General features: G+C 70.8%; 22 protein-coding genes, 1 other RNA gene and 1 pseudogene. 16 read left to right on the top strand and 8 right to left on the bottom strand.

Features of this window, described 5'->3' with window-relative positions; all coding sequences use genetic code 11:
- Nucleotides 1-60: 60 nt before the first annotated feature.
- The gene (locus ACLZN2_RS47830) at nt 61-231 is read right to left on the bottom strand and encodes a hypothetical protein (protein ID WP_416986346.1); all 171 of its coding nucleotides are present in this window, start codon (nt 229-231) and stop codon (nt 61-63) included.
- Nucleotides 232-326: 95 nt separating this feature from the next.
- A complete protein-coding gene (locus ACLZN2_RS47825) occupies nt 327-1484 on the bottom strand; it encodes a hypothetical protein (protein ID WP_416986345.1) in 1158 nt (385 codons plus the stop codon).
- Between the two features lie 308 nt (nt 1485-1792).
- Here ACLZN2_RS47825 and ACLZN2_RS47820 point away from each other — a divergent pair, with 308 nt between their 5' ends.
- Genes ACLZN2_RS47820 through ACLZN2_RS47810 form a run of 3 tightly spaced genes read left to right on the top strand, consistent with a single transcriptional unit; the run spans nt 1793 to nt 4914 of the window.
- Nucleotides 1793-2650, top strand: a complete 858-nt coding sequence (locus ACLZN2_RS47820) for a Nif3-like dinuclear metal center hexameric protein (RefSeq protein ID WP_416986344.1) — start codon at nt 1793-1795, stop codon at nt 2648-2650.
- A complete protein-coding gene (locus tag ACLZN2_RS47815) occupies nt 2647-3390 on the top strand; it encodes a zinc ribbon domain-containing protein (RefSeq protein WP_416986369.1) in 744 nt (247 codons plus the stop codon). The genes ACLZN2_RS47820 and ACLZN2_RS47815 overlap by 4 nt, the downstream gene beginning before the upstream one ends.
- Nucleotides 3391-3402: 12 nt before the next feature.
- Complete coding sequence (locus tag ACLZN2_RS47810; protein ID WP_416986343.1) at nt 3403-4914, top strand: bifunctional RNase H/acid phosphatase; 1512 nt, start codon at nt 3403-3405, stop codon at nt 4912-4914.
- Here ACLZN2_RS47810 and eda read toward each other — a convergent pair.
- From eda to ACLZN2_RS47790, 4 genes are all read right to left on the bottom strand, one after another.
- Entirely contained in the window at nt 4886-5548 is a 663-nt protein-coding gene (eda, locus tag ACLZN2_RS47805) for a bifunctional 4-hydroxy-2-oxoglutarate aldolase/2-dehydro-3-deoxy-phosphogluconate aldolase (RefSeq protein ID WP_416986342.1), read from the bottom strand. The two genes, ACLZN2_RS47810 and eda, sit on opposite strands and share 29 nt — an antisense overlap.
- Nucleotides 5549-5657: 109 nt before the next feature.
- Nucleotides 5658-6440 (bottom strand): peroxide stress protein YaaA, encoded by a 783-nt coding sequence (yaaA, locus tag ACLZN2_RS47800; protein ID WP_416986341.1) that lies wholly within the window; start codon nt 6438-6440, stop codon nt 5658-5660.
- Nucleotides 6441-6530: 90 nt separating this feature from the next.
- Nucleotides 6531-7022, bottom strand: coding sequence for a hypothetical protein (locus ACLZN2_RS47795; protein ID WP_416986340.1), 492 nt, complete (start codon nt 7020-7022; stop codon nt 6531-6533).
- On the bottom strand, nt 7019-7771 hold the full coding sequence (locus ACLZN2_RS47790) for a MerR family transcriptional regulator (protein WP_416986339.1): 753 nt from the start codon (nt 7769-7771) through the stop codon (nt 7019-7021). Before ACLZN2_RS47790 ends, ACLZN2_RS47795 begins: the two co-directional genes overlap by 4 nt.
- Nucleotides 7772-7944: 173 nt before the next feature.
- On the opposite strand from ACLZN2_RS47790, the gene ACLZN2_RS47785 reads away from it, so the two are divergent.
- From ACLZN2_RS47785 to ACLZN2_RS47740, 10 genes and pseudogenes are all read left to right on the top strand, one after another.
- Entirely contained in the window at nt 7945-8526 is a 582-nt protein-coding gene (locus tag ACLZN2_RS47785; protein ID WP_416986338.1) for a Uma2 family endonuclease, read from the top strand.
- A gap of 41 nt (nt 8527-8567) precedes the next feature.
- Entirely contained in the window at nt 8568-9389 is an 822-nt protein-coding gene (locus tag ACLZN2_RS47780) for a helix-turn-helix domain-containing protein (protein WP_416986337.1), read from the top strand.
- Between the two features lie 19 nt (nt 9390-9408).
- Nucleotides 9409-10188, top strand: a pseudogene (locus ACLZN2_RS47775) (DMT family transporter); the annotation flags it as partial.
- A gap of 115 nt (nt 10189-10303) precedes the next feature.
- Nucleotides 10304-10711, top strand: an RNA gene (gene rnpB / locus ACLZN2_RS47770) — RNase P RNA component class A.
- Between the two features lie 1121 nt (nt 10712-11832).
- The gene (locus ACLZN2_RS47765; RefSeq protein WP_416986336.1) at nt 11833-12102 is read left to right on the top strand and encodes a hypothetical protein; all 270 of its coding nucleotides are present in this window, start codon (nt 11833-11835) and stop codon (nt 12100-12102) included.
- Nucleotides 12095-12718 carry a DUF6879 family protein gene (locus ACLZN2_RS47760; protein WP_416986335.1) on the top strand — a complete coding sequence of 208 codons (624 nt, stop codon included), beginning with the start codon at nt 12095-12097 and terminating at the stop codon, nt 12716-12718. The genes ACLZN2_RS47765 and ACLZN2_RS47760 overlap by 8 nt, the downstream gene beginning before the upstream one ends.
- Nucleotides 12719-13208: 490 nt before the next feature.
- Complete coding sequence (locus ACLZN2_RS47755) at nt 13209-15140, top strand: tetratricopeptide repeat protein (RefSeq protein WP_416986368.1); 1932 nt, start codon at nt 13209-13211, stop codon at nt 15138-15140.
- Between the two features lie 75 nt (nt 15141-15215).
- Nucleotides 15216-15368: a hypothetical protein gene (locus ACLZN2_RS47750; RefSeq protein ID WP_416986334.1), complete on the top strand. Its 153-nt coding sequence runs from the start codon at nt 15216-15218 to the stop codon at nt 15366-15368.
- A complete protein-coding gene (locus tag ACLZN2_RS47745; protein ID WP_416986333.1) occupies nt 15365-15739 on the top strand; it encodes a hypothetical protein in 375 nt (124 codons plus the stop codon). The genes ACLZN2_RS47750 and ACLZN2_RS47745 overlap by 4 nt, the downstream gene beginning before the upstream one ends.
- Nucleotides 15740-15744: 5 nt before the next feature.
- Entirely contained in the window at nt 15745-16185 is a 441-nt protein-coding gene (locus ACLZN2_RS47740) for a DUF6262 family protein (protein ID WP_416986332.1), read from the top strand.
- A 70-nt stretch (nt 16186-16255) separates the two neighbouring features.
- Here the strand turns inward: ACLZN2_RS47740 and ACLZN2_RS47735 are convergent, their stop codons facing one another.
- Nucleotides 16256-16897, bottom strand: coding sequence for a hypothetical protein (locus tag ACLZN2_RS47735; RefSeq protein WP_416986331.1), 642 nt, complete (start codon nt 16895-16897; stop codon nt 16256-16258).
- Entirely contained in the window at nt 16857-17303 is a 447-nt protein-coding gene (locus tag ACLZN2_RS47730; protein WP_416986330.1) for a hypothetical protein, read from the bottom strand. Before ACLZN2_RS47730 ends, ACLZN2_RS47735 begins: the two co-directional genes overlap by 41 nt.
- A 197-nt stretch (nt 17304-17500) precedes the next feature.
- Between ACLZN2_RS47730 and ACLZN2_RS47725 the strand changes: the two genes are divergently transcribed.
- The 3 genes from ACLZN2_RS47725 to ACLZN2_RS47715 all read left to right on the top strand — a co-directional run bounded on the left by ACLZN2_RS47725 (nt 17501) and on the right by ACLZN2_RS47715 (nt 19815).
- A complete protein-coding gene (locus ACLZN2_RS47725) occupies nt 17501-17680 on the top strand; it encodes a hypothetical protein (RefSeq protein ID WP_416986329.1) in 180 nt (59 codons plus the stop codon).
- Nucleotides 17681-17787: 107 nt separating this feature from the next.
- Nucleotides 17788-18141, top strand: a complete 354-nt coding sequence (locus tag ACLZN2_RS47720; protein ID WP_416986328.1) for a hypothetical protein — start codon at nt 17788-17790, stop codon at nt 18139-18141.
- Nucleotides 18142-18189: 48 nt separating this feature from the next.
- Nucleotides 18190-19815: an NB-ARC domain-containing protein gene (locus tag ACLZN2_RS47715; protein WP_416986327.1), complete on the top strand. Its 1626-nt coding sequence runs from the start codon at nt 18190-18192 to the stop codon at nt 19813-19815.
- Nucleotides 19816-19907 lie beyond the last annotated feature (92 nt).

The following is a 19907-nucleotide window of genomic DNA, read 5'->3' as shown; positions in this document are numbered from 1 at the left end:
AGGGGCCCGGTCGTCCGGGTGCGGACGACCGGGCCCCNCCGGGCCCCTGCCGCGTACTTGTCAGGCGGCTGCGGCTGCGGCCGCCTCGGCCTTGTTCTCGGCCGGCTTGCGGTGCCGCCCGCTGGGGGCCGCGTTGCCGTCCTGGGCCGAGATCTGCCCCCGGTGCCGGCCGTGACCCGCCGCCTCCTGGGCGTCGGCGGACAGCGGCTGCGTCGTGCTTGCGTCGCTCATCTGGTGAGTTCACCCCGTCAACATGATCTTCTTACAGCCGGGTGATTTTATCCGGCGCACCACGGGGCGAATCCAGGCAGCCGCGCCAACCGCAGCTAGTTCGTTACAAGTCGGCTCAGAGGAGCCTCCTGCAAGGGCACGGGGCGCGGAGTCGTGGGCTCTGGAGCCGTCGGTTCCGGTGGGGCCGGCTCCGGTTCCGCGGTGGGGGCGGGGACGGTGGGCGGGGTCAGCCGGGCCACCGCGCAGGGTTCGTCCGCCGTGGCGTACGGCAGGCGCAGCACACCGTCCGCTGTCCACAGGCCGCTGCCCGCCAGCCAGCCCTCGGGGACGGCGAGTTGGTGGAGCCGCCGTTCCGCCGCGCGCCAGGTGCCGACCCAGGTGCCGCAGGGGCCGTCGATGCGCAGCGCCACCGCGCAGCCCTCCGGGAGGAGCAGTTGCCCGGGCTGGACGGCGAACGGGGTGAGCGTGCAGTCGGGCAGCCGCAGGGACTCCGGGAACCGGACCGGCAGCGTGCTGCCGACCACGCCCCACCCGAGCCGGGGCGTGCCGGGGGAGGGGGCGTCCGAGCGGATCACCAGCAGGCCGCTGTCCGGGTCGGCGAGCAGGAGACGGTCGTCGCTGTCGGCGGCGATCTGCAGCAGCGGGGAGACCTCGCCGCACTCCAGGTCCACCACGACCGTCTTGGTCCGGCCGTCGAGTTCCCGGTCCAGGGCGAGCAGACGGCCCGTACGGTCCAGCCAGACGCCGCCCGAGCAGCGCCCCGGGACGTCGGCGAGGCGCTCGGGGCCGAAGGCGCCGCCTGCCACCAGCCACACGGTGCTGGTGCGCTCACCCACGGCGAGGGCGTAGGCGCGTTCGCCGCAGGGCGCCGGCGCCAGCAGGTGCAGCCGGGCCCCCTCGCCGCGGCACTCCACGGCGCCCAGGGGGAGTTCGCCGGTGCCCGGGCCGGTGGGGTAGAGGAGGGAGAAGGTGTGCCGGTCCTGGACGGACCGGCACACCAGCACCCGGCCGTCGGCCAGCGGCTGCACCTCCGTGCCGGGCTCCTCGGGCTGGTGGACGGGCAGGGGTACCGCGTAGGGCTCGGGGCCGTCGAGGGTCCAGCGCTCCGGGAACCAGGCGTCGGCGTGGGGGCCGCGGGCGAGGCGCGCGGCGTAGGCGCCGTCCGCGCTGATCACACAGGGGGTCGGGAGGACGGGCGGGGTGGGGTCCTCGTCGCCGCCCTCCGCGGTGGGTTCGATCGCACAGGCCGTCATGGGTCGGTCACCTCCGCCGAAGAAGCTAGTTTTCGTACGCGCGGCCGGGCGAGCGGGAGCCGGGGGGCTTCCCTCGTACGAGTGGTGCAGAAGCGATTCATCAGAGGCGGACGGGGTGGCTGTGCTGTTCCCCGCCGGATGCGGCGGTCCCGGATGCGCCGGCGCCGGACGCGGCCGCGGTGCCGACGGGTGTCCGGCGCCCGGAGTCCCGCCGGATGTGGCCGACGCCGGTGGCGGATGCGGCGGTGTCATGTGCACACACTCCCGTCCGTCCCAGGTCCGCGAAGCGGCCAGGTAGCCTTTTCCCCGTGCCCCGTCTGTCTGAAGTCATCGCCGCGCTGGAGAACCTGTGGCCCGCCGAGCGGGCCGAGTCCTGGGACGCGGTCGGCACCGTCGTGGGGGAGCCGGATCAGGACGTCTCCCGGGTGCTGTTCGCCGTCGACCCCGTGCAGGATGTCGTCGACGAGGCGGTGAAGCTCGGCGCCGGTCTGCTCGTCACCCACCACCCCCTCTATCTGCGCGGGACGACGACCGTCGCGGCCTCCACCTTCAAGGGCCGGGTCGTGCACACCCTCATCAAGAACGACATCGCCCTGCATGTCGCCCACACCAACGCCGACACCGCCGACCCGGGCGTGAGCGACGCCCTCGCCGGCGCGCTCGACCTGCGGGTCGTGCGGCCCCTCGTGCCCGACGCGAGCGACCCCGAGGGGCGGCGCGGCCTCGGCCGGATCTGCGAGCTCGACCACCCGGTCACCGTCCGCGAGTTCGCCGCCCGCGCCGCCGAACGGCTGCCCGCCACCGCGCAGGGCATCCGGGTGGCCGGCGACCCCGAGGCGCTCGTGCGCACGGTCGCCGTCAGCGGCGGCTCCGGGGACAGCCTCTTCGATCACGTCCGTGCCGCCGGCGTCGACGCCTTCCTCACCGCGGACCTCCGCCACCACCCGGCGTCCGAGGCCCGCTCCCGCAGTCCTCTCGCGCTGCTCGACGCGGCGCACTGGGCCACCGAATGGCCCTGGTGCGAGCTGGCCGCAGCCCAGCTCGACGAGATCTCCGACCGCAACGGATGGGGCCTGAGGGTCCACGTCTCGCACACGGTCACCGACCCCTGGACCGCCCACGCGGCGTCCAGCCCCACCTCTAGCGCACTGGGAGCCCCCAACTGAACGCCGCGCCCGCCGACCAGATCCGCCTTCTCGACGTCCAGGCCCTCGACGTCCGTCTGCAGCAGCTCGCGCACAAGCGCAGGTCGCTGCCCGAGCACGCCGAGATCGAGTCGCTGACCAAGGATCTGACGCAACTGCGCGACCTGCTCGTGGCCGCGCAGACCGAGGAGAGCGACACCGCCCGCGAGCAGACCAAGGCCGAGCAGGACGTGGACCAGGTGCGCCAGCGCGCCGCCCGCGACCAGCAGCGCCTGGACTCCGGCGCGGTCACCTCCCCCAAGGACCTGGAGAACCTCCAGAAGGAGATCGTCTCCCTCGCCAAGCGCCAGGGCGACCTCGAGGACGTCGTCCTGGAGGTCATGGAGCGCCGAGAGTCCGCGCAGGAGCGGGTCGCCGAGCTGACCGAGCGCGTCGGCGCCGTCCAGGGCAAGATCGACGACGCGACCGCCCGCCGTGACGCCGCCACCGAGGAGATCGACGGCGAGGCCTCCTCGGTCACCAAGGAGCGCGAGGTCGTCGCCGGGTCCGTCCCCGCCGACCTGCTCAAGCTGTACGACAAGCTGCGCGAGCAGCAGGGCGGCATCGGCGCGGCCAAGCTGCACGCCCGCACCTGCCAGGGCTGCCGCCAGGAGCTCGCCATCACCGAGCTCAACGAGATCCGTCAGGCCGCGCCCGACACCGTCGTACGGTGCGAGAACTGCCGCCGGATCCTGGTGCGCACATCCGAGTCCGGGCTGTAGGGGGACTGCGGCGTGCGGGAGTTCATCGTCGAGGCGGACGGCGGGTCGCGGGGCAACCCCGGGCCCGCGGGGTACGGCAGTGTCGTGATCGACGCGGCGACCGGGGAGACCCTCGCCGAGCGCGCCGAGTTCATCGGGGTCGCCACGAACAACGTGGCCGAGTACCGGGGGCTGCTGGCCGGTCTGCGCGCCGCCCTCGAACTCGACCCGTCGGCCACGGTGCGGGTGCGGATGGACTCCAAGCTCGTCGTCGAGCAGATGTCGGGCCGCTGGAAGATCAAGCACCCCGACATGAAGCCGCTGGCCGCCGAGGCCGCCCGGCTCGTCGCGCCCGGGCAGGTCAGCTACGAGTGGATCCCGCGCGAGAAGAACAAGCACGCCGACCGGCTCGCCAACGAGGCGATGGACGCGGGCCGACGCGGCGAGCAGTGGGACCCGGAGGCCTCCCGGGCCGCCCTGGACACGGCCGCTTCCGCCAGGGCCGCCAGGGCCGTGCCGGAGCCGTCCGGCCCGCCCGGAGACGCGACGGCGGGCGCGGCGAAGGCCCGCGAGGCCCTGGCCCAGGCACGTACGCCCCACCCGACGGAGCCCTCGAAGGAGGCGGAGATGCCCACCCCGACAGGCGCCGCGACCACCGACTCAACAGACGTCACCGGTCCCGTCCGTCCCGTCGGCGCCACTGGCTCAGCCGACGTCACCGGTCCCGCCCGCCCTGTCGGCGCCACTGGCTCAGCCGACGTCACCGGCCCCGCCGACACGGACCCCACCGCCGTCCCGAAGGCCGCCGCCGATCTGCGGGCGGCCCGCACGGTCGCCACCCCGGTCGGTACGGGCGCGACCTCGGCCGGTGGTATGGCCACGAGCCCCTCCGTCGGCTGGGGTTCCGCTCCCGACCTGGGTGCCCCCGCCACCTTCGTCCTGCTCCGGCACGGCGAGACCCCGCTCACCCCCCAGAAACGGTTCTCCGGCCGCGGTGGCACCGATCCCTCGCTCTCCGAGGTCGGCCGCGAGCAGGCAGAGCGGGTCGCGGCGGCGCTCGCCCGGCGCGGCACGATCCAGCACATCCTCGCCTCCCCGATGGCCCGCACCCGCCAGACCGCCGGTGCCGTCGCCGCCCGCCTCGGTCTGGAGGTGACGATCGAGGAAGGGCTGATCGAGACGGACTTCGGCGCCTGGGAGGGGCTCACCTTCGGCGAGGTCCAGGAGCGCTACCCCGACGACCTGACCCGGTGGCTCGCCGACCCCGAGGCCGAACCGACCGGCGGCGGCGAGAGCTTCACGGCCACCGCCACCCGGGTCGCCGCCACCCGCGACAAGCTGGTCGCGGCGTACGCGGGCCGCACGGTCCTGCTGGTCACCCATGTGACCCCGATCAAGACGTTCGTACGGCTCGCCCTGGGCGCCCCGCCCGAGTCCCTGTTCCGCATGGAGCTGTCGGCGGCCTCGCTGTCGGCGGTGGCGTACTACGCCGACGGCAACGCCAGCGTCCGCCTCTTCAACGACACATCGCACCTGCGGCCCTGAGCGCGGAGGCGGCGCGTGCCAGGTCCTCGATCCGGGCCCAGTCCCGCGCCGCCACCGCGTCCGCCGGCAGCATCCAGGTCCCGCCCACGCACGCCACGTTGGGCAGCGCGAGGTACTCCGCCGCGTTGTCCGGGCCGACCCCGCCCGTCGGACAGAAGCGGGCCTGCGGGAGCGGCCCGGCGAGGGACCTGAGGTAGGCGGTCCCGCCGGCCGCCTGCGCCGGGAAGAACTTCATCTCCCGCACCCCGCGCTCCAGCAGCGCCACCACCTCGGACGTGGTCGACACCCCCGGCAGATACGGCAGTCCCGACGCCCGCATCGCCGTCAGCAGTACGTCCGTCCAGCCCGGGCTCACCAGGAACCGCGCCCCGGCCGCCGCGCACGCCGTCACCTGCTCCGGCGCGATCACGGTCCCGGCCCCGACGACGGCGTCCGGGACCGCCCCGGAGATCTCCCGGATCGCGTCGAGCGCGACCGGCGTCCGAAGCGTCACCTCGATCGCGGGCAGCCCGCCCGCCACCAGCGCCCGCGCCAGCGGCACGGCGGCGGACACGTCGTCGAGGACCACCACGGGCACGACCGGGGCCAGATCCAGTACCGAGGCAGCCGAAGGGGAGGGCGACGGTGAGGTCATGCGCCTCATCCTGCCCTCGGGGGTGCAACCCGCGCAAAGGCCATTGCGTATGTTGCAACAGGCGCCCAAAAGGCGTCCAAAAGGTGCCCACCGGGCGCTTGGCGCCGGCTCAGTGCACCTCGTCCACCAGCACATCCAGCGTCCAGGGCGTCCCCGCCCCCGCCGGCTCCCGCACCTCCACCACGTACCCGAGCCCGCGCAGCGCCTCCACCAGCTCCGCCGGGCCCTTCGGCGCGATCCCGGCCGCCAGCAGGCCCCGTACGATCCGCCCCTTCGTCGCCTTGTTGAAGTGGCTGACGACCTTCCGGGTCGGCGCGTGCAGCACCCGCACGGTCGCCGTCCGCCCGGCCACCTCCCCCTTCGGCTTCCACGCGGCCCCGTACGCCGCCGACCTCAGGTCGAGCACCAGCCCGTCCCCGGCCGCCTCGGGCAGCACCTCCGCCATCGGCGCACGCCAGTGCGTGCCCAGCGCCCCGAGCCCCGGCAGCCTCACCCCCATCGAGCAGCGGTACGACGGGATCCGGTCCGTCACCCGGACGGCACCCCACAGCCCCGAGAACACCAGCAGCGACCGTGCCGCGCGCCTCTTCGCCGCCGCGTCCAGGGAGGCCAGGTCGAGGGCGTCGTACAGCACCCCCGTGTAGATCTCCCCGGCCGGCCGGGCGCCCGCGGTGCGCAGTTCCGCGTTCTTGGCGACCTCGCCGCGCAGTCCCTCGCTGAGCCCGAGCACCTCGCGCGCCTTCTCCTCGTCGCTCGCGCACAGCTCGGCCAGCTCGCCGAGCACGGCCTCCCGGGCGGCGGTCAGCCCCGGCAGCGCCAGCGACTCCAGCTTCAACGGCGCGCCACGACCGGACGAGGCCTTCCCCTCGGAGGGCGGCAGCAGGACAAGCACGGGGTCTCCTTCTGTAGAGCCCTACTTCTGTAGAACTCTTTCTGTAGAACTCTGCGACAGCGTACGGCGTGCCACCGAGCCGCCTTCGCCCTACGCTCGCCGTATGCCCCGCCGCCACATCCATGTGACCGGCGCGCCCCCCAAGCCGTCCTGCGGGCCGCCCTCGACACACTGCGCACCGAGCTCAAGGTCCCGCTCGCCTTCCCGCTCGGCGTCCTGACCGAGGCGATGGGGGTCCCCCCCCCGCTCGAGCGAAGCCGAGAGTGGGGGAGCGCGGCGAAGGCCCCGGCGCTGCCGCCGTACGACGCCACTGACACCCCCTTCCTCACGATCGACCCGCCCGGCGCCACCGACCTCGACCAGGCGGATCCGGTGCGCGGTGGGCCGGTCGCGCAGCAGCACCGACATGGTGAACGTCTCGACGAGGCACACGAAGGCGAACCCGGCCGTCATCGCGCCCTGCCCCCGCACATACCCGAACGCCCGCCCGTCCCCGACCCCGTGCAGCCGCCGGGCCGCCCACAGCGCCAGGCTGACGAGGAGCCGTATCTCGTGCAGGACGAGGGCCCGGGCCGCTCTCACGACTCCTCCATGAGGATCCGCAGGGTCCGGCGGACGGCCTCCGCCTGGGCCGGGGCGAAGTCGGCGTAGAGCGCGCGCATGAAGGTGTGCTCGTGGTCGACGGCGGCGCCGTCCGGGAGCAGCTCGCGCGGGGTGCAGTCGGCGAGCCGCCGGGCGGCCGTCTCCACCCTGGGGTCGTCGGGGTCGGCGTCGGCGAGCGCGTCCAGCAGGGCGTACGCCTCGTTGGCGCGGGCCACCGCCTCCGGCGACTCCATGATCGCCTCGACCGCCGCCAGCAGCCGCTCCCGCTCCGCCGGGGAGGCGGCCGTCTCGATCAGGGCGAGCACCTCGCGGTCCCGGGCGGCCATGGGCGAGTCCGAGAACCGGTCGGCCGTCCGGGCGAACAGCGCCGACAGCTCCGGCGAGACCGGCCCCTCGGCGGGCAGCCGCCCCGCGTCCAGCAGCACCCGCAGCCGGGCCCGTCGCTCCCGGATCGCGACCTCCTGCCGGGCCAGGTCCTGATCGAGCTCGGTGAGCACCTCCACGAGGTCCTTGCCCGCGTCCTCCGCGAGGACGTCCCTGATCTCCGCCAGCCCGAGCCCCAGCTCGGTCAGCCGCCGGATCCGCGCGAGGACGACGGCGTGCCGCAGCGTGTAGTCCCGATACCCGTTGGCCAGCCGCTCGGGCTCGGGCAGCAGCCCCAGCTGGTGGTAGTGCCGCACGGCCCGCGTGGTGACGCCGACGGCCTCGGCGAGTTCTCCGATCCGCATACGACCAGTAGAGACGTTGACGTCGCGGCAGGGTCAAGCACGGGCGGGGCGGCGCCGTGCCTGACCGTGGCCCCGATCGTGTGCCACGATCGAGGGAACGGTTCCCGATCTCACGGACAGGTGATCCACCGATGCCCGAGTCTGGCGAGCGACCGAAGAAGGAGGGGCGTGACATGACTGCCATGGCCCATGAGCCGCTCACGCAGGAAGAATTCCTGCTGGACGGCTTTCTCGCCCTGGACACCCCGGAGGGTTTCCGGGCGGAGCTTGTCGAGGGGGAGATCGTAGTGACACCGCCGCCGGATGGGGATCACGAGGACTACATCGGGCTCATCCTGGAGCAGGTTCTTGAGCGGTCACAGACCAGGATGCAGTTCTCGGGTCACAAAGGGCTGACGCTGGGGAAGGCGGAGGGGTGTCCGAAGGACCACGTCATCCCGGACGGGACGTTTGCCCCCAGGGCACTGCGCCTCTTTCGGGGAGCCGACTCTTGGATGCCCAGCGACGGCGTAACCCTGGTGCTGGAGGTCACCTCCACCAAGCCCAAGGCCGACCGCGAGGTCAAGCGCCGCTGCTACGCCCGCGCCGGCATCCCGTTCTACCTGCTTGTCGATCGCGACACGTCCGAGATCACGCTCTTCAGTGACCCCAGCGACGGCGGCGACTACACCCAACGCTGCGGCGTCTCCTTCGGCAAGCCCCTCACCCTCCCCGAGCCCTTCGCCTTCGACCTGGACACCTCGGACTTTCTCTGACCCTCCCCGTGTTGCACTCCTTCGGAGGAAAGGGGTGCGGTATGGAACAGGCGCTGTGGACGAGGGCGAGGCTGGGCCGGTGCGGCCCGCCGCTCGATCTTCTGACGGCGCGCTTCGACAAGCACGTCTACGCCCCGCACGCCCACGACGAGTTCACGGTGGGCGTGTGCACCGGCGGCTCGGAGATCATCGACTACCGGGGCAGCCAATTCCGCCACGGCCCCGGCGCCATCGTCGTCCTGGCCCCCGGCGAGATGCACACGGGCGGCCCCGCCACCACCACCGACGGCTACGCCTACCGCGCCCTGTACGCCGGCCCGGCCCTGCTCACCGAGGGTGTCCTCGGCGGTGAACCGCACTTCCGCGAACCACTGATCGACGACCCGGAACTCGCCGCGGCCCTCCGCTCGGCCCACACGGACCTGAGCGCCTGCCCCGACCCCCTGGAGACGGAGTCCCGCCTCCCCTGGCTGCTGACGGCCCTGGCCCGCCGCCACTCGACGGCCCGCCCGGTCGAGGACACCGTCCCCGGCGCGGGCCGCATAGCGCTCGTGGTCCGCGACCGCCTGGCCGACGAACTCCTGGCACCCCCGTCCCTGGCCGACCTCGCCGCCTCCCTCGGCCTCTCCCGATACCAGCTCCTGCGGGCCTTCCGTACGACGATGGGGGTACCGCCGTACGCCTGGCTGGCCCAGCACCGGGTGCACCGCGCCCGCGCCCTCCTGGACAGGGGACTGCGCCCGGCCGAGGTGGCGCCCCTGGTCGGCTTCGCGGACCAGGCCCACCTGACCCGCTGGTTCCGCAGAGTCCTGGGCGTGACGCCGGCGGCGTACCGCAACAGCGTTCAAGACAGTCGACCGTGATCCGGCCGAGACTGCGCGTATGACTGCACGCGGCTGGTTTCTGTTCTCCCTGATGGGAGTGGTCTGGGGCATTCCCTATCTGCTGATCAAGGTGGCGGTGGAGGACCTCTCCCCGTCCATGGTGGTGTTCACACGGTGCGCGCTGGGCGCACTGATCCTGCTGCCCTTCGCGATGAGGCAGGGCGGTTTTCTCCCGACCGTCCGCGCCCACTGGGCCCCGATGCTGGCCTTCGCGTGCATAGAGATTGTCGGACCCTGGTTCACCCTCACCGACGCCGAACGCCACCTGTCCAGCTCCACGGCGGGCCTGCTGATCGCGGGAGTTCCGATCGTCGGCGTCGTCGCGGCCCGTTTCTTCGGGGAGGGCGAGGTGCTGGGCGCCCGCCGGACGACGGGCCTGGCGGTGGGCCTGGCGGGGGTGGGAGTCCTCACGATCCCCCACCTGACCGGCGGAGACGCGAAGTCCCTGGCCGAGGTGCTGCTGACGGTGGTGGGCTACGCGACGGCCCCTCTCATAGCCGCCCGCCGCCTGAAGGACGTCCCGACCCTGCAACTGATCGCCCCCTGCCTGACCCTTTCCGCCCTGGTCTACGCCCCGGCGGCGGCGCTGACCTGGCCGGCCGAGACACCGTCCGCGTCGGTCCTGGGCGCCCTCGCGGCCCTGGGCGTGATCTGCACGGCGGTGGCGTTCGTCGCCTTCCTGGAACTGATCAAGGAGATAGGCCCGACGCGCTCGACGGTCATCACGTACGTCAACCCGGCGGTCGCGGTGGCGGCGGGCGCGATCTTCCTGGACGAGCCCCTGACGGCGGGCGTCCTGGCGGCCTTCGCCCTGATCCTCGCGGGTTCGGTGCTGGCGACGGCGGCGGGACCGAAGAAGGACGCGCGCCCGGTAACATGGTCGACACGGCAGACGAGCCGGGCGGACGGCCGCGTGGAGTCCCCCTAGGGGGCTTCCCGAGGAACGTCCGGGCTCCACAGGGCAAGGTGGTGGCTAACGGCCACCCGGGGTGACCCGCGGGACAGTGCCACAGAAAGCAAACCGCCCAGCACCTCGGTGCTGGGTAAGGGTGAAACGGTGGTGTAAGAGACCACCAGTGCCCAGGGTGACCTGGGCAGCTAGGTAAACCCCACCCGGAGCAAGGTCAAAAGGAGCCGCTGTGAAAGGCGCGCTCTGCGCGGACGTTCGAGGGCTGCCCGCCCGAGTCCGCGGGTAGACCGCACGAGGCCGGTGGCAACACCGGCCCTAGATGGATGGCCGTCTCCCCGGCCGCCGCGAGGCAGCCGGGCGACAGAACCCGGCGTACAGCCCGACTCGTCTGCCGCCACCTGCGGCTTTGCCTTGGAAAGGGCCTCTGATCTGCGACGGAGGCCCTTTCCGGTCTTTCAGGGGCTTGCCGCGTTAGGCGGCGGAAAGTCCCTCGGAAGTCCCTCGGACAGCGCTGAAAGTCCCTGAAAAGTCCCTGGAGCGGAGGGGCGGATGACGCCTCTGAGCTGGGGGTCGATGGGACATCACGCTGTCGCTCTGCCCCGCAGTTGACCGAAGCGAGCGTCACGGCCTAGCGGTTTTGCTCGGCTATGTCACCGGCTGGACTGCCGGCCGCGCGCAGGGCCTGCGCGGCATCGTCTCGGGCTCGGTGCAGTCTGCCGCCCCGGACAGCGGCGGGTGGTCTGACTCGGCTCATTTGAGCGGCGTCTGGAAAGGTTCAGAGATTCGGGCTGCGGTGAGGATGGTTGCGCCTCTACCGTGGGTCAGTCGAAATGAGACCGGGAACGTGTAGTCGAGGAGACGCCTTGGATCCGGTATCGGTGGGAGTGTTGGCGGCGCTGGCAGGCGGGGCCGGGGGCGAGCTGGGTCGGCAGGCCTGGGCAACGCTGAGTGAGTTGGTGCGGAGACCGTTCGGCAGGCAGGCGGCCTCCCCGGCACCCGGGGAGGCCGAGTTGGTGGCGCTGAGCGAGGCGCCAGGCGAACCGGCACGGGCAGAAGCGTTGAGTGGTGCCCTCGCCGCGCGGGCGGCCGTTGACCCGGAGTTCGCTGCCGCGCTGGACTCGTGGCGTGGCCAGATTCCAGCGTTGGCTGACGGCTCGGTGACCAACACAGTCAGTGGCGGTACCCAGCATGGTCCGGTGATCCAGGGTCGGGACTTCTCCGGCATCACCTTCAACAGTCCTACAGCTCCTCCCGCGCGGGAGAGTTGAAGGCTTCGGTCGACCCTTGCGACGTCCCGGGCGGCCCCGGTTCGGATGCCGTCGACGTAGGGGGTTGCGTCCCACCATCTGAATGACTTGGATCACCCGTGCGGTATTGAGCGGTAGCTCAGGACGTCCGAGCGTCCGCTGGGGGAGTGCTGCGTGGACTGGCGGTTTTCCTGATGTACGCATCCAGGTGTGCCCGGTATCGTTGAGGACACTGTCAGTGATGTTGTGGATACTGGAGGCAGTCGTGGCCCGCGCATGGGAAGCCGATCCGTCTGCGTTATTCGTCAAGCGCCTCGGTAAGTCGGCGGCGGAGCTGGGCAACTCCAAGGACGACGACGAGTGCCCGGACATCTGGCAGCTGAGCAACGGTGACGTTGCCGTGATCGGCCGCGATCTCACCGCGCACTACCGGTCGTGCCTGCCGAGCGAGGTGAACCTGGGGCCGGACGAGCGGTTGGTCGTCATCCCGGGCAACATGCTGAGTGCGGCGAAGGTGGACATTCCCGATGCTTGATCTCCTCGCTCCTGGGCTCCCGGACGAGCTGGGTGAGCGGCTCACACGCCAGGACTACAAGCGGGACTTCCGGGAGCGGCGCGCCGCGATCCGCGATGGGGAGTCCTGGAAACTGGAGCGGTTGCAGCACTTCGAGGAGACGAACGACGACAGCCGGGAGGCGCTGCGTCAGGGGGACTGGCCAGCAGTGTTGCGGCTGTTCGAGGCCGAACGTGACGCCTTGGTTCGAAGGGCCAGGGACGAAGTGTCGCGCGGGGCGGTCTTTCATCGTATTCGTGTGGTTGAGGAGCCGCTGACGCCGTATGTGCAGTGGGAGCTGCACTGGCTACGACTGAGTGCGGAATGCGGGCATTCCGTTCGCGTCCTGCCTGCTTCCGCGGTCGCCGCCGCGGAGGGCGATGCGCTGCTGCCGGAGTTGAACCTTCTGGACAGTCGGGTTCTCTACCGTGTGCTGTACACCGCTGCCGGTCAACCGGACGGGGCGATGCGCTTCACCGATCCCAGCACCGTGAGGAACTGGGCGGAGTATCTGCAGGAACTGTACGCGGCTGCGGAGGACGTCCAGGCGTACTTCAGCCGTGCCGTGGCCGACCTGCCTCCGCCGCCCGCGGCCTGACCAGGGCGCATCGATCGACGTGCCTACAGAGGGCAACAGGCGACCCGGAGACTCGCAGAACGACCTCTCCGGGTCGTCTCGCGATGTCGTACAGGCCGGGAGCGTCACTGGTGACATCCACTTCCACCACGCCGCCGCCCCGGGGCCATCGGGGCCCGTCCCACGCCAGCTCCCAGCCGACGTGAACACCTTCGTCAACCGCTCCCACGAACTGGGACAGCTGAACGCGGTGCTCGCCGACCGAAACGGCGGACGCGTCGTCGTCTCCGTTCACGTGGTGGCCGGCACGGCGGGCGCGGGCAAAACCTCGCTGGTCCTGCACTGGGCGCACCAGGTCAAGGACCAGTTCCCCGACGGCCAGCTCTTCGTCAACCTCCGCGGGTACGATCCCGGAGAACCAGTCACAGCCGCGCAGGCACTTCAGCGCTTCCTGCGGGCCCTGGGCGTGGCCCCGGCCGAGGTTCCCCAGGACGTCGACGACGCAGCAGCGATGTACCGCTCACTGATCGCCGACCGCCGGGTCCTGATCCTCCTGGACAACGCGGCCACGGTCAGCCAAGTCCGGCCGCTGCTCCCCGGCGGAGGAGACAGCCTCGTCGTGGTCACCAGCCGCAGCCGCCTGGCGGGTCTCTCGGTGCGTGACGGCGCCCAAAGGATCACCCTTGGCACGCTTCCGGAGCCGGAGGCAGTCGCTCTGCTGCGCGCGGTCACGAGGGGCTACCGACCCGAGGACGACGGCGACAAACTGGCAGAACTGGCGCGCCTGTGCGCCCGTCTGCCGCTTGCCCTGCGGATCGCCGCGGAACGGGCCGCCAGCCACCCGCACATGCGACTCGACGATCTCATCAGCGATCTGCGTGACGAGTCCGCCCTCTGGGACGCCCTCAGCACCGGCATCGATGACGAGGCCGAAGCAATCCGTTCGGTTTTCACCTGGTCCTATCGCGCTCTACCCACGCACTCGGCCCGCCTCTTCCGCCTCCTTGGCCTGCACCCTGGAGCGGCGTTCAGCCTCCCCGCTGCCGCCGCCCTCGGTGAAGCCACACCCAGCCGAACACGCCAGCTACTCGACGATCTGGTCGGGGCCCACCTGCTGGAGCAGACCGCTCCGGACCGGTTCCAGTTCCACGACCTCTTACGCGCGTACGCCACCGACCTTGCGCAGGCAGAGGAGTCGTCCGACCAAAGGCAAGCTGCGCGACGACGCGTCCTGAGCTGGTACCTCCACACCGCCGACGCCGCCCAGACGTGGCTCTATCCGTCAGAGGACCACCTGCCACTGCCTGAACCCTTGCCGGAAGTCACTCCCCTCGTCTTCACCGACTACAACGCCGCCGTCGACTGGTCCGAACGGGAACAGGGCAACTTCCTCCCCGTCGTGCGCGACGCCGCCCGAAACGGAATGGACGAGACGGCTTGGCAGTTGGCCACCATCCTGTGGTTCGCACGTCCCGCCTCCTCGTCGGAGCGGGACTGGCTGGAGCTGGGCCGAATCGGATTGGAGGCAGCGACAAGACGAGAGGAACAGAGAGCGCAGACACGGCTGCTCATCAACACGGGCATCGCGCACAGGGCTCTGAACAATTTCTCCGAGGGCCTGGACGCTCTGGAGCGAGCCGTCACGTTGGGTCGCAGCTCGCAGAGCCGGTTCGACGAGGCCCAGGCCCTCAACCTCATGGGCCTGATCCATCTACGACAGCGCGAACTCGACTTGGCGGACGCGCATTTCGGGCAGGCCATGTCCGTCTTCCGAGACCTGGGAATTGGTCAACGAGCCGCTACCGCGCTGTCCAACATCGCCAGCACTCGCCTGAGCGCCGGCCGCCTGCCCGAGGCCGCCTCGGTCATCGACGAGGCGCTTGCCGCGCACCGGGCCCTGGCCAATCGTGGCGGTGAAGGAAACCTCCTTCGGATCGCAGCCGCCCTGCGACTCGAAGAGGGCGACACGGATGCCGCCCGGCGATCCATCGACGAGGCGCTCGACATCGCGCTCGCCCTCCGCGACCACACCCGAGAAGGCTTCTGGCTCCTCACCCTCGGCGACATCCAGCGCACCGGCGGCCAGCACGGCGACGCCCTGACCTCCTACCAGCGCTCCGCCATGCTCCACCGACGCCTCGGCGACCGCAGCCGCGAAGCCCTGGCCTGGCGTGGCACGGGCCAGACGTATGCCGCGATGGACCGCCACGGCGAGGCCACCACCTTCCACCGCCAGGCCGCGGCCGTTCACCGCGACCTAGGGGACACGTGGCAGCTCGCCCTGGAACTCGACCACCTGGCCGCAGCCGTTCACCCGGAGGACCCCGAGACTGCCCGTGGCCACTGGATCGAGGCCCTGACCCACCTGACCCCTTATACCGACCCCCGGGCCACGTCCATCCGCTCCCGCATAGAAGCGTTGCTGACCCGAGCTACCGGTTGACGCCGTCGCTGATGTGGCCAACGACGCCACCAAGCTCGACGGAGATCCAGCCCGTTCGAGGAACGCCGGGCCCAGGTGGAGGACGCCCTCTTCGGCTCCCCACCCCTGGCGCCCGCGCTCCTGGTCGAGGACGAAGCCGGTGACATCGTCGGCCTCGCCGCCTACTCGTTCCTCTGGCCCAGCGCCGGTTCCACGCACTCCCTCTTTCTCAAGGAGGGGTCCAAGTGACAGGTAGCTCCATTCTGCCCAACGGGCTGTGCCTGCTGCCGCCCCGTCAGGCGTGCGCGAAAGGAAACGCCTGCCTGACCTGCGACAAGTTCGCCACGGACGCCACTTTCCTGCCTGAGCTCACCACTCAGCGACAGCGCACCGCCCAGCTCATCGAGGAACGGCAGAACGCGTTCACAGCCCGGACCGGACAGCCGATGGGTGCGGGCAACGTCTGGCTCGCCGGACGCCGCCAGGAACAGGACGCCCTCGGCCGCATCATCCTCAAACTGGAACAGACCCGCCTCGCAGACGGGCCCCCGCAAGCCGTCCGCGGTGCGGGCGTCGACGCCCACACCCACGGGATCACCCGAAGCCAGGACGGGAGCTGACCAGCATGCGAGGCAACCTCGACAACCTCCGACAGGCCGCCGCCCTCAAGAGCGCCGCCGCCCAGGACCGCGCCGAGAAGGGCCTGCGCGAGATGATCTGCCGCAGGCAACCCGTCACCTTCCGCGGCCTCGCCCAGACCGCCGACGTCTCGCTCGACTTCCTCTACCGGTCCACCGAACTCCGCCGACGTGTCGAACAGCTCCGGGGCCAGCAGCGAAACCACCCGCCGAGGCCGGCCCCACATCTGCCCGACGACTCGCCCAGCAGCGTCGTGCGCACCCTCACCGCCCAGCTCACCGAACTCAAACGGCGGCAGCGCGACGAGGTCCAGGCGCTGAGGCAGGCCCTCGAAGTCGCCCAGAGCGAGAACCTCGAACTGCGACGCCGACTCGGTCGAGGGTCGACACCAAGCCGGTCCACAAGCAGCGATCAAGCGGAGCCGTAACGAGCGCCAGACTAGCTCGTGGTGTCCCGTGATCGGGAACACTCCAAGGTGCCAGGGCTACGGCTCGCGCTCAACTGTGGCTTGCCGTCCCGAAATCCGAGATGAGCCCCTGGCAGCCCGAAATACAATGGTCACAGCTGATTTTGATCCCTGGTGTGAACTCTGGGCCCAAGGCCTGCCGGAGGTCCTCAACGTCGACTCCGAGGCTAGTGATTCTGGTGACCTGCCACCGCGGCCGACCAACCAACGCAACCGCTTCGATCACGCAATCCGTGATGCGGCTGTTGCACACTTGCCCGTCGTACTCGTTGCCCGGGATGTGGTCGCAGTCATCAGGATCTGCACCGCAGACAGAACACTCGGAGCCGCGAACACGCATCTCGGGACTCAGCCCCTCTCGGCGGTGCGCAAGGTCGACAGGGCACTCGCGGTAGTAGGCGCCTTCGCGGTACTCCAGGACGCATGACTCCCGATAGCTACGGCGGATGATTCCGCCCACCTCATCCAGCAGCCTGTGAGCGCGTTCGAACAGCTCCGGATCGTTTCCCTCTGACCGGTCCATGACCTCTCGCAGCTCTGCGCGGAGACGGAGAAGAACCTCTTTGACATGCTCGTCGGGGTGGCGCGCGCTCCGCGCCCCCTCGACCTCAACCTCGCACTGCTGGAACCGCTCACGCACGAGGAAGCCTTTCATGCTCGTCGGGGCCGCCATTGCGGAGCTGCTCGGCTGCCGCGAGAACGTCCTGCACGGAACCGTCCAGGACAGTCCGCTCATCGCCCCGGATGACTTCCAGGTGCAGCAGGGGCTGCTCGACACCAGGCTGCTGATCGCTCCCGGAACGAGAAGGCAGGTAGCTCTTGATCAACTCGACCAGGACGCCGCTGAGGACAGCCGAGGTGATTGCGGCGCCGAACTCAAGGATCGGCAGCCAGAACTCTGCCGCGTCGTGGGTCACATACTCTCGGTCGAGCTTCTCGTCTTCGAACGAGACCGTGAGGCCCTCCGCCCGAAGCAGCTTCGCGACCTTGATCGCCTCATATGGGTAGGTGCCCGGCGTGCCGCTGCGCGGCACGCTCGGGAGACCGGAGACGCCCCGTTTGATCAGTACTTCAGTCATTCATCCCCCCGACCAGTCAATCGCGACGAGTAATTATCGCATAACACCACGTCACCACAGTCGAACCTCGTGCGGACGCGACCGCAAGCGCTCTACCTGCACAAACAGCACCAGCTCACCTGTTTGCCCAAGATAGTCTCTGGCACACCACGTACCTCGGCCTGGTCGTTGACGAACTGGTCGGCGCTGGCCGCGAGGTGGACGCCGAGGTCCTGGCGCACATCTCCCCGGCCCGCAGCTCGGCGGTCAACTACTACGGCTCCATCACCGTCGACTACGACCGCGAACTCGCCCAGCTCGACGAGCACGGGCGCCGGCCGCTGCGCACCGCCGTCGGCGCCGCTGATCCCGCGCGAGGAGCTGCGGAACCGTGGTGACGCGGGACGCGTTTCTTGTTTTGCGTGAAATCATGGCGAGACCATACGAATTGGCGGACCGTCAGCCGATCTGAGGGGCCCGCCGGAGGCGAAGGGGGAAGGCGGGCATGACGCAGGGTTGGAAGATCACGGTCATCGTGCTGGCGGCCGTGGGGATTGTCTCCACGCCGCTAATCTGGCTGTTGGGCAGTCCTGGTGCGGGACAGCTGGCCGGGGCCTGCGTCCAGGCCGCCGTCGGCATCGCGGCCCTGGTCTGGGCCCTGTTCCAGCATCCGGGAAACCGTACCGAGGATACGGCCGTACGGACCGGGGCTGCGCGCGCGAGCGGCGGAGGCCGGGCCACCACGGGTGTCAAGCGTCCTCAGGGCCGCGGCAGCGGATCGGCGAGGGCGGAGAAGACCGGGAACGCCACCGCCACCGGCGACGGCAGCAGCGCCACCAGCGGCATCGACTACAGCTGACCGGACTGGCCGAAGCGCGGGCAGTAGAGGCGGAAGAAAGACGATCGCATGGCCGAGGAAGACAGCAACCGGCGCGCCTCCTGCGAAGCCGGCGCAGAGGTCACGGTGACCGACACCGGGGACGCTGCGGCCTCATCCGGGGGCACGGCGGTGACCGGCTACCGCGCCCTCGGCGCTCCGGTACGCCTCTCCCACACCGGGGACGCGACCGCCATCGGGGGCGGAATCGCCAACACCGGCTACCTGAACATCGGCACGCTGACCGTGCAACCGCGCGCGCCTCAGGAACCGGCCCTCTGGCCGCACCAGGTCGGCGTCATCCCCACTGCGGCGCGGTCTTTCCAGCACCGCACTGAAACGGACCGGCTGCGCACGGCGGTCGACGGTAGCGACACCATTGTGCTGACCCAGCTGCTGACCGGGATGGGCGGGGTCGGCAAGACCCAGCTCGCCGCCGACTACGCCCGCACCGCCTGGAACGACGACAGCACAGCCAGCGGCCTGGACGTCCTGGTATGGGTCACCGCAAGCGCCCGCTCACCCATCGTGACCGGATACGCCCAGGCCGGCGTGGAGCTGTGCCGGGCCGACCCAGGCGACCCGGAGAAGGCCGCCCGGTCCTTCCTCGCCTGGCTCACCCCCAAGGCCGGAGCAAAGCCGTTCCGGTGGCTGATCGTCCTGGACGATGTCACCGACCCCGCGGACCTGAACGGCCTGTGGCCGCCGGCCAGTCCTCACGGCCGCACCCTCGTCACCACCCGCCGCCGGGACGCCGCCCTCACCGCCCACGGCCGCCACACCATCGAGGTCGGCCTGTTCACCCGAGACGAAGCCCTCACCTACCTCACCAGCTCTCTGACCGACCGCAACGAATCCGCCGACCAGCTGACCGCCTTGGCCAAAGATCTCGGATATCTGCCCCTGGCCCTCTCCCAGGCGGCCGCCTACCTCATCGACACCGGCGAGACCGTGGCCGACTACCGCCACCTGCTGGCCGACCGCACCACCACTCTCGCCCACACCGCACCCGATGCCCTGCCCGACGACCAGGCTCTGCCCCTGGCCGCTGCCTGGTCCCTGTCTATCGATCGCGCCGACACCCTGCGCCCTGTCGGCCTGGCCCGCCCGATGCTTCAGCTGACCTCCCTACTCGATGCCAACGGCGTCCCCGAGACCGTCCTGACCAGCAAGCCCGTTCTCATCTACCTCGCCACACACCGCACCCGCACCGATCCGGCCCCCGCCGGGGGACCGGCCCCGGTAACCCCTCGGGACGCGAAGCGCGCCCTGAGCGCCCTGCACCGGCTCAGCCTCATCGACCACACATCCACCACCCCGCACCAGGCCGTCCGCGTCCACCAACTCATCCAGCGCGCCACCCGCGACACCCTCACCCCCCACCAACACGACCAGACCGCGCGTACCGCCGCGGACGCCCTACTCATCGTCTGGCCCGCCATCGAACGCGACACCACCCTTGTCCAGGCCCTCCGCGCCAATACACAAGCCCTGACCGCCTGCGCCGAAGAGGCCCTATACCGGCCGGATGCCCATGCGGTGCTGCACCGCATGGGCAACAGCCTCGGCGAGGCCGGCCAAGTTACCGCCGCCCGCGACCACTACCAGCACCTCACCCAAACCGCACGCCACCACCTTGGCTCTGACCACCCTTAGAGGGCAGTACGTGACGTGATGCCCGTTTCGGGCTTTCGGGTGGGGCTGTCGGGCTGGTCGTGGCCTGACCAGGCGGCTACGACTGTGGCTTG

It is taken from the genome of Streptomyces sp. T028 (genome assembly GCF_048159505.1).
Lineage (GTDB): Bacteria > Actinomycetota > Actinomycetes > Streptomycetales > Streptomycetaceae > Streptomyces.
This window is presented reverse-complemented; position numbering and strand designations above follow the sequence as displayed.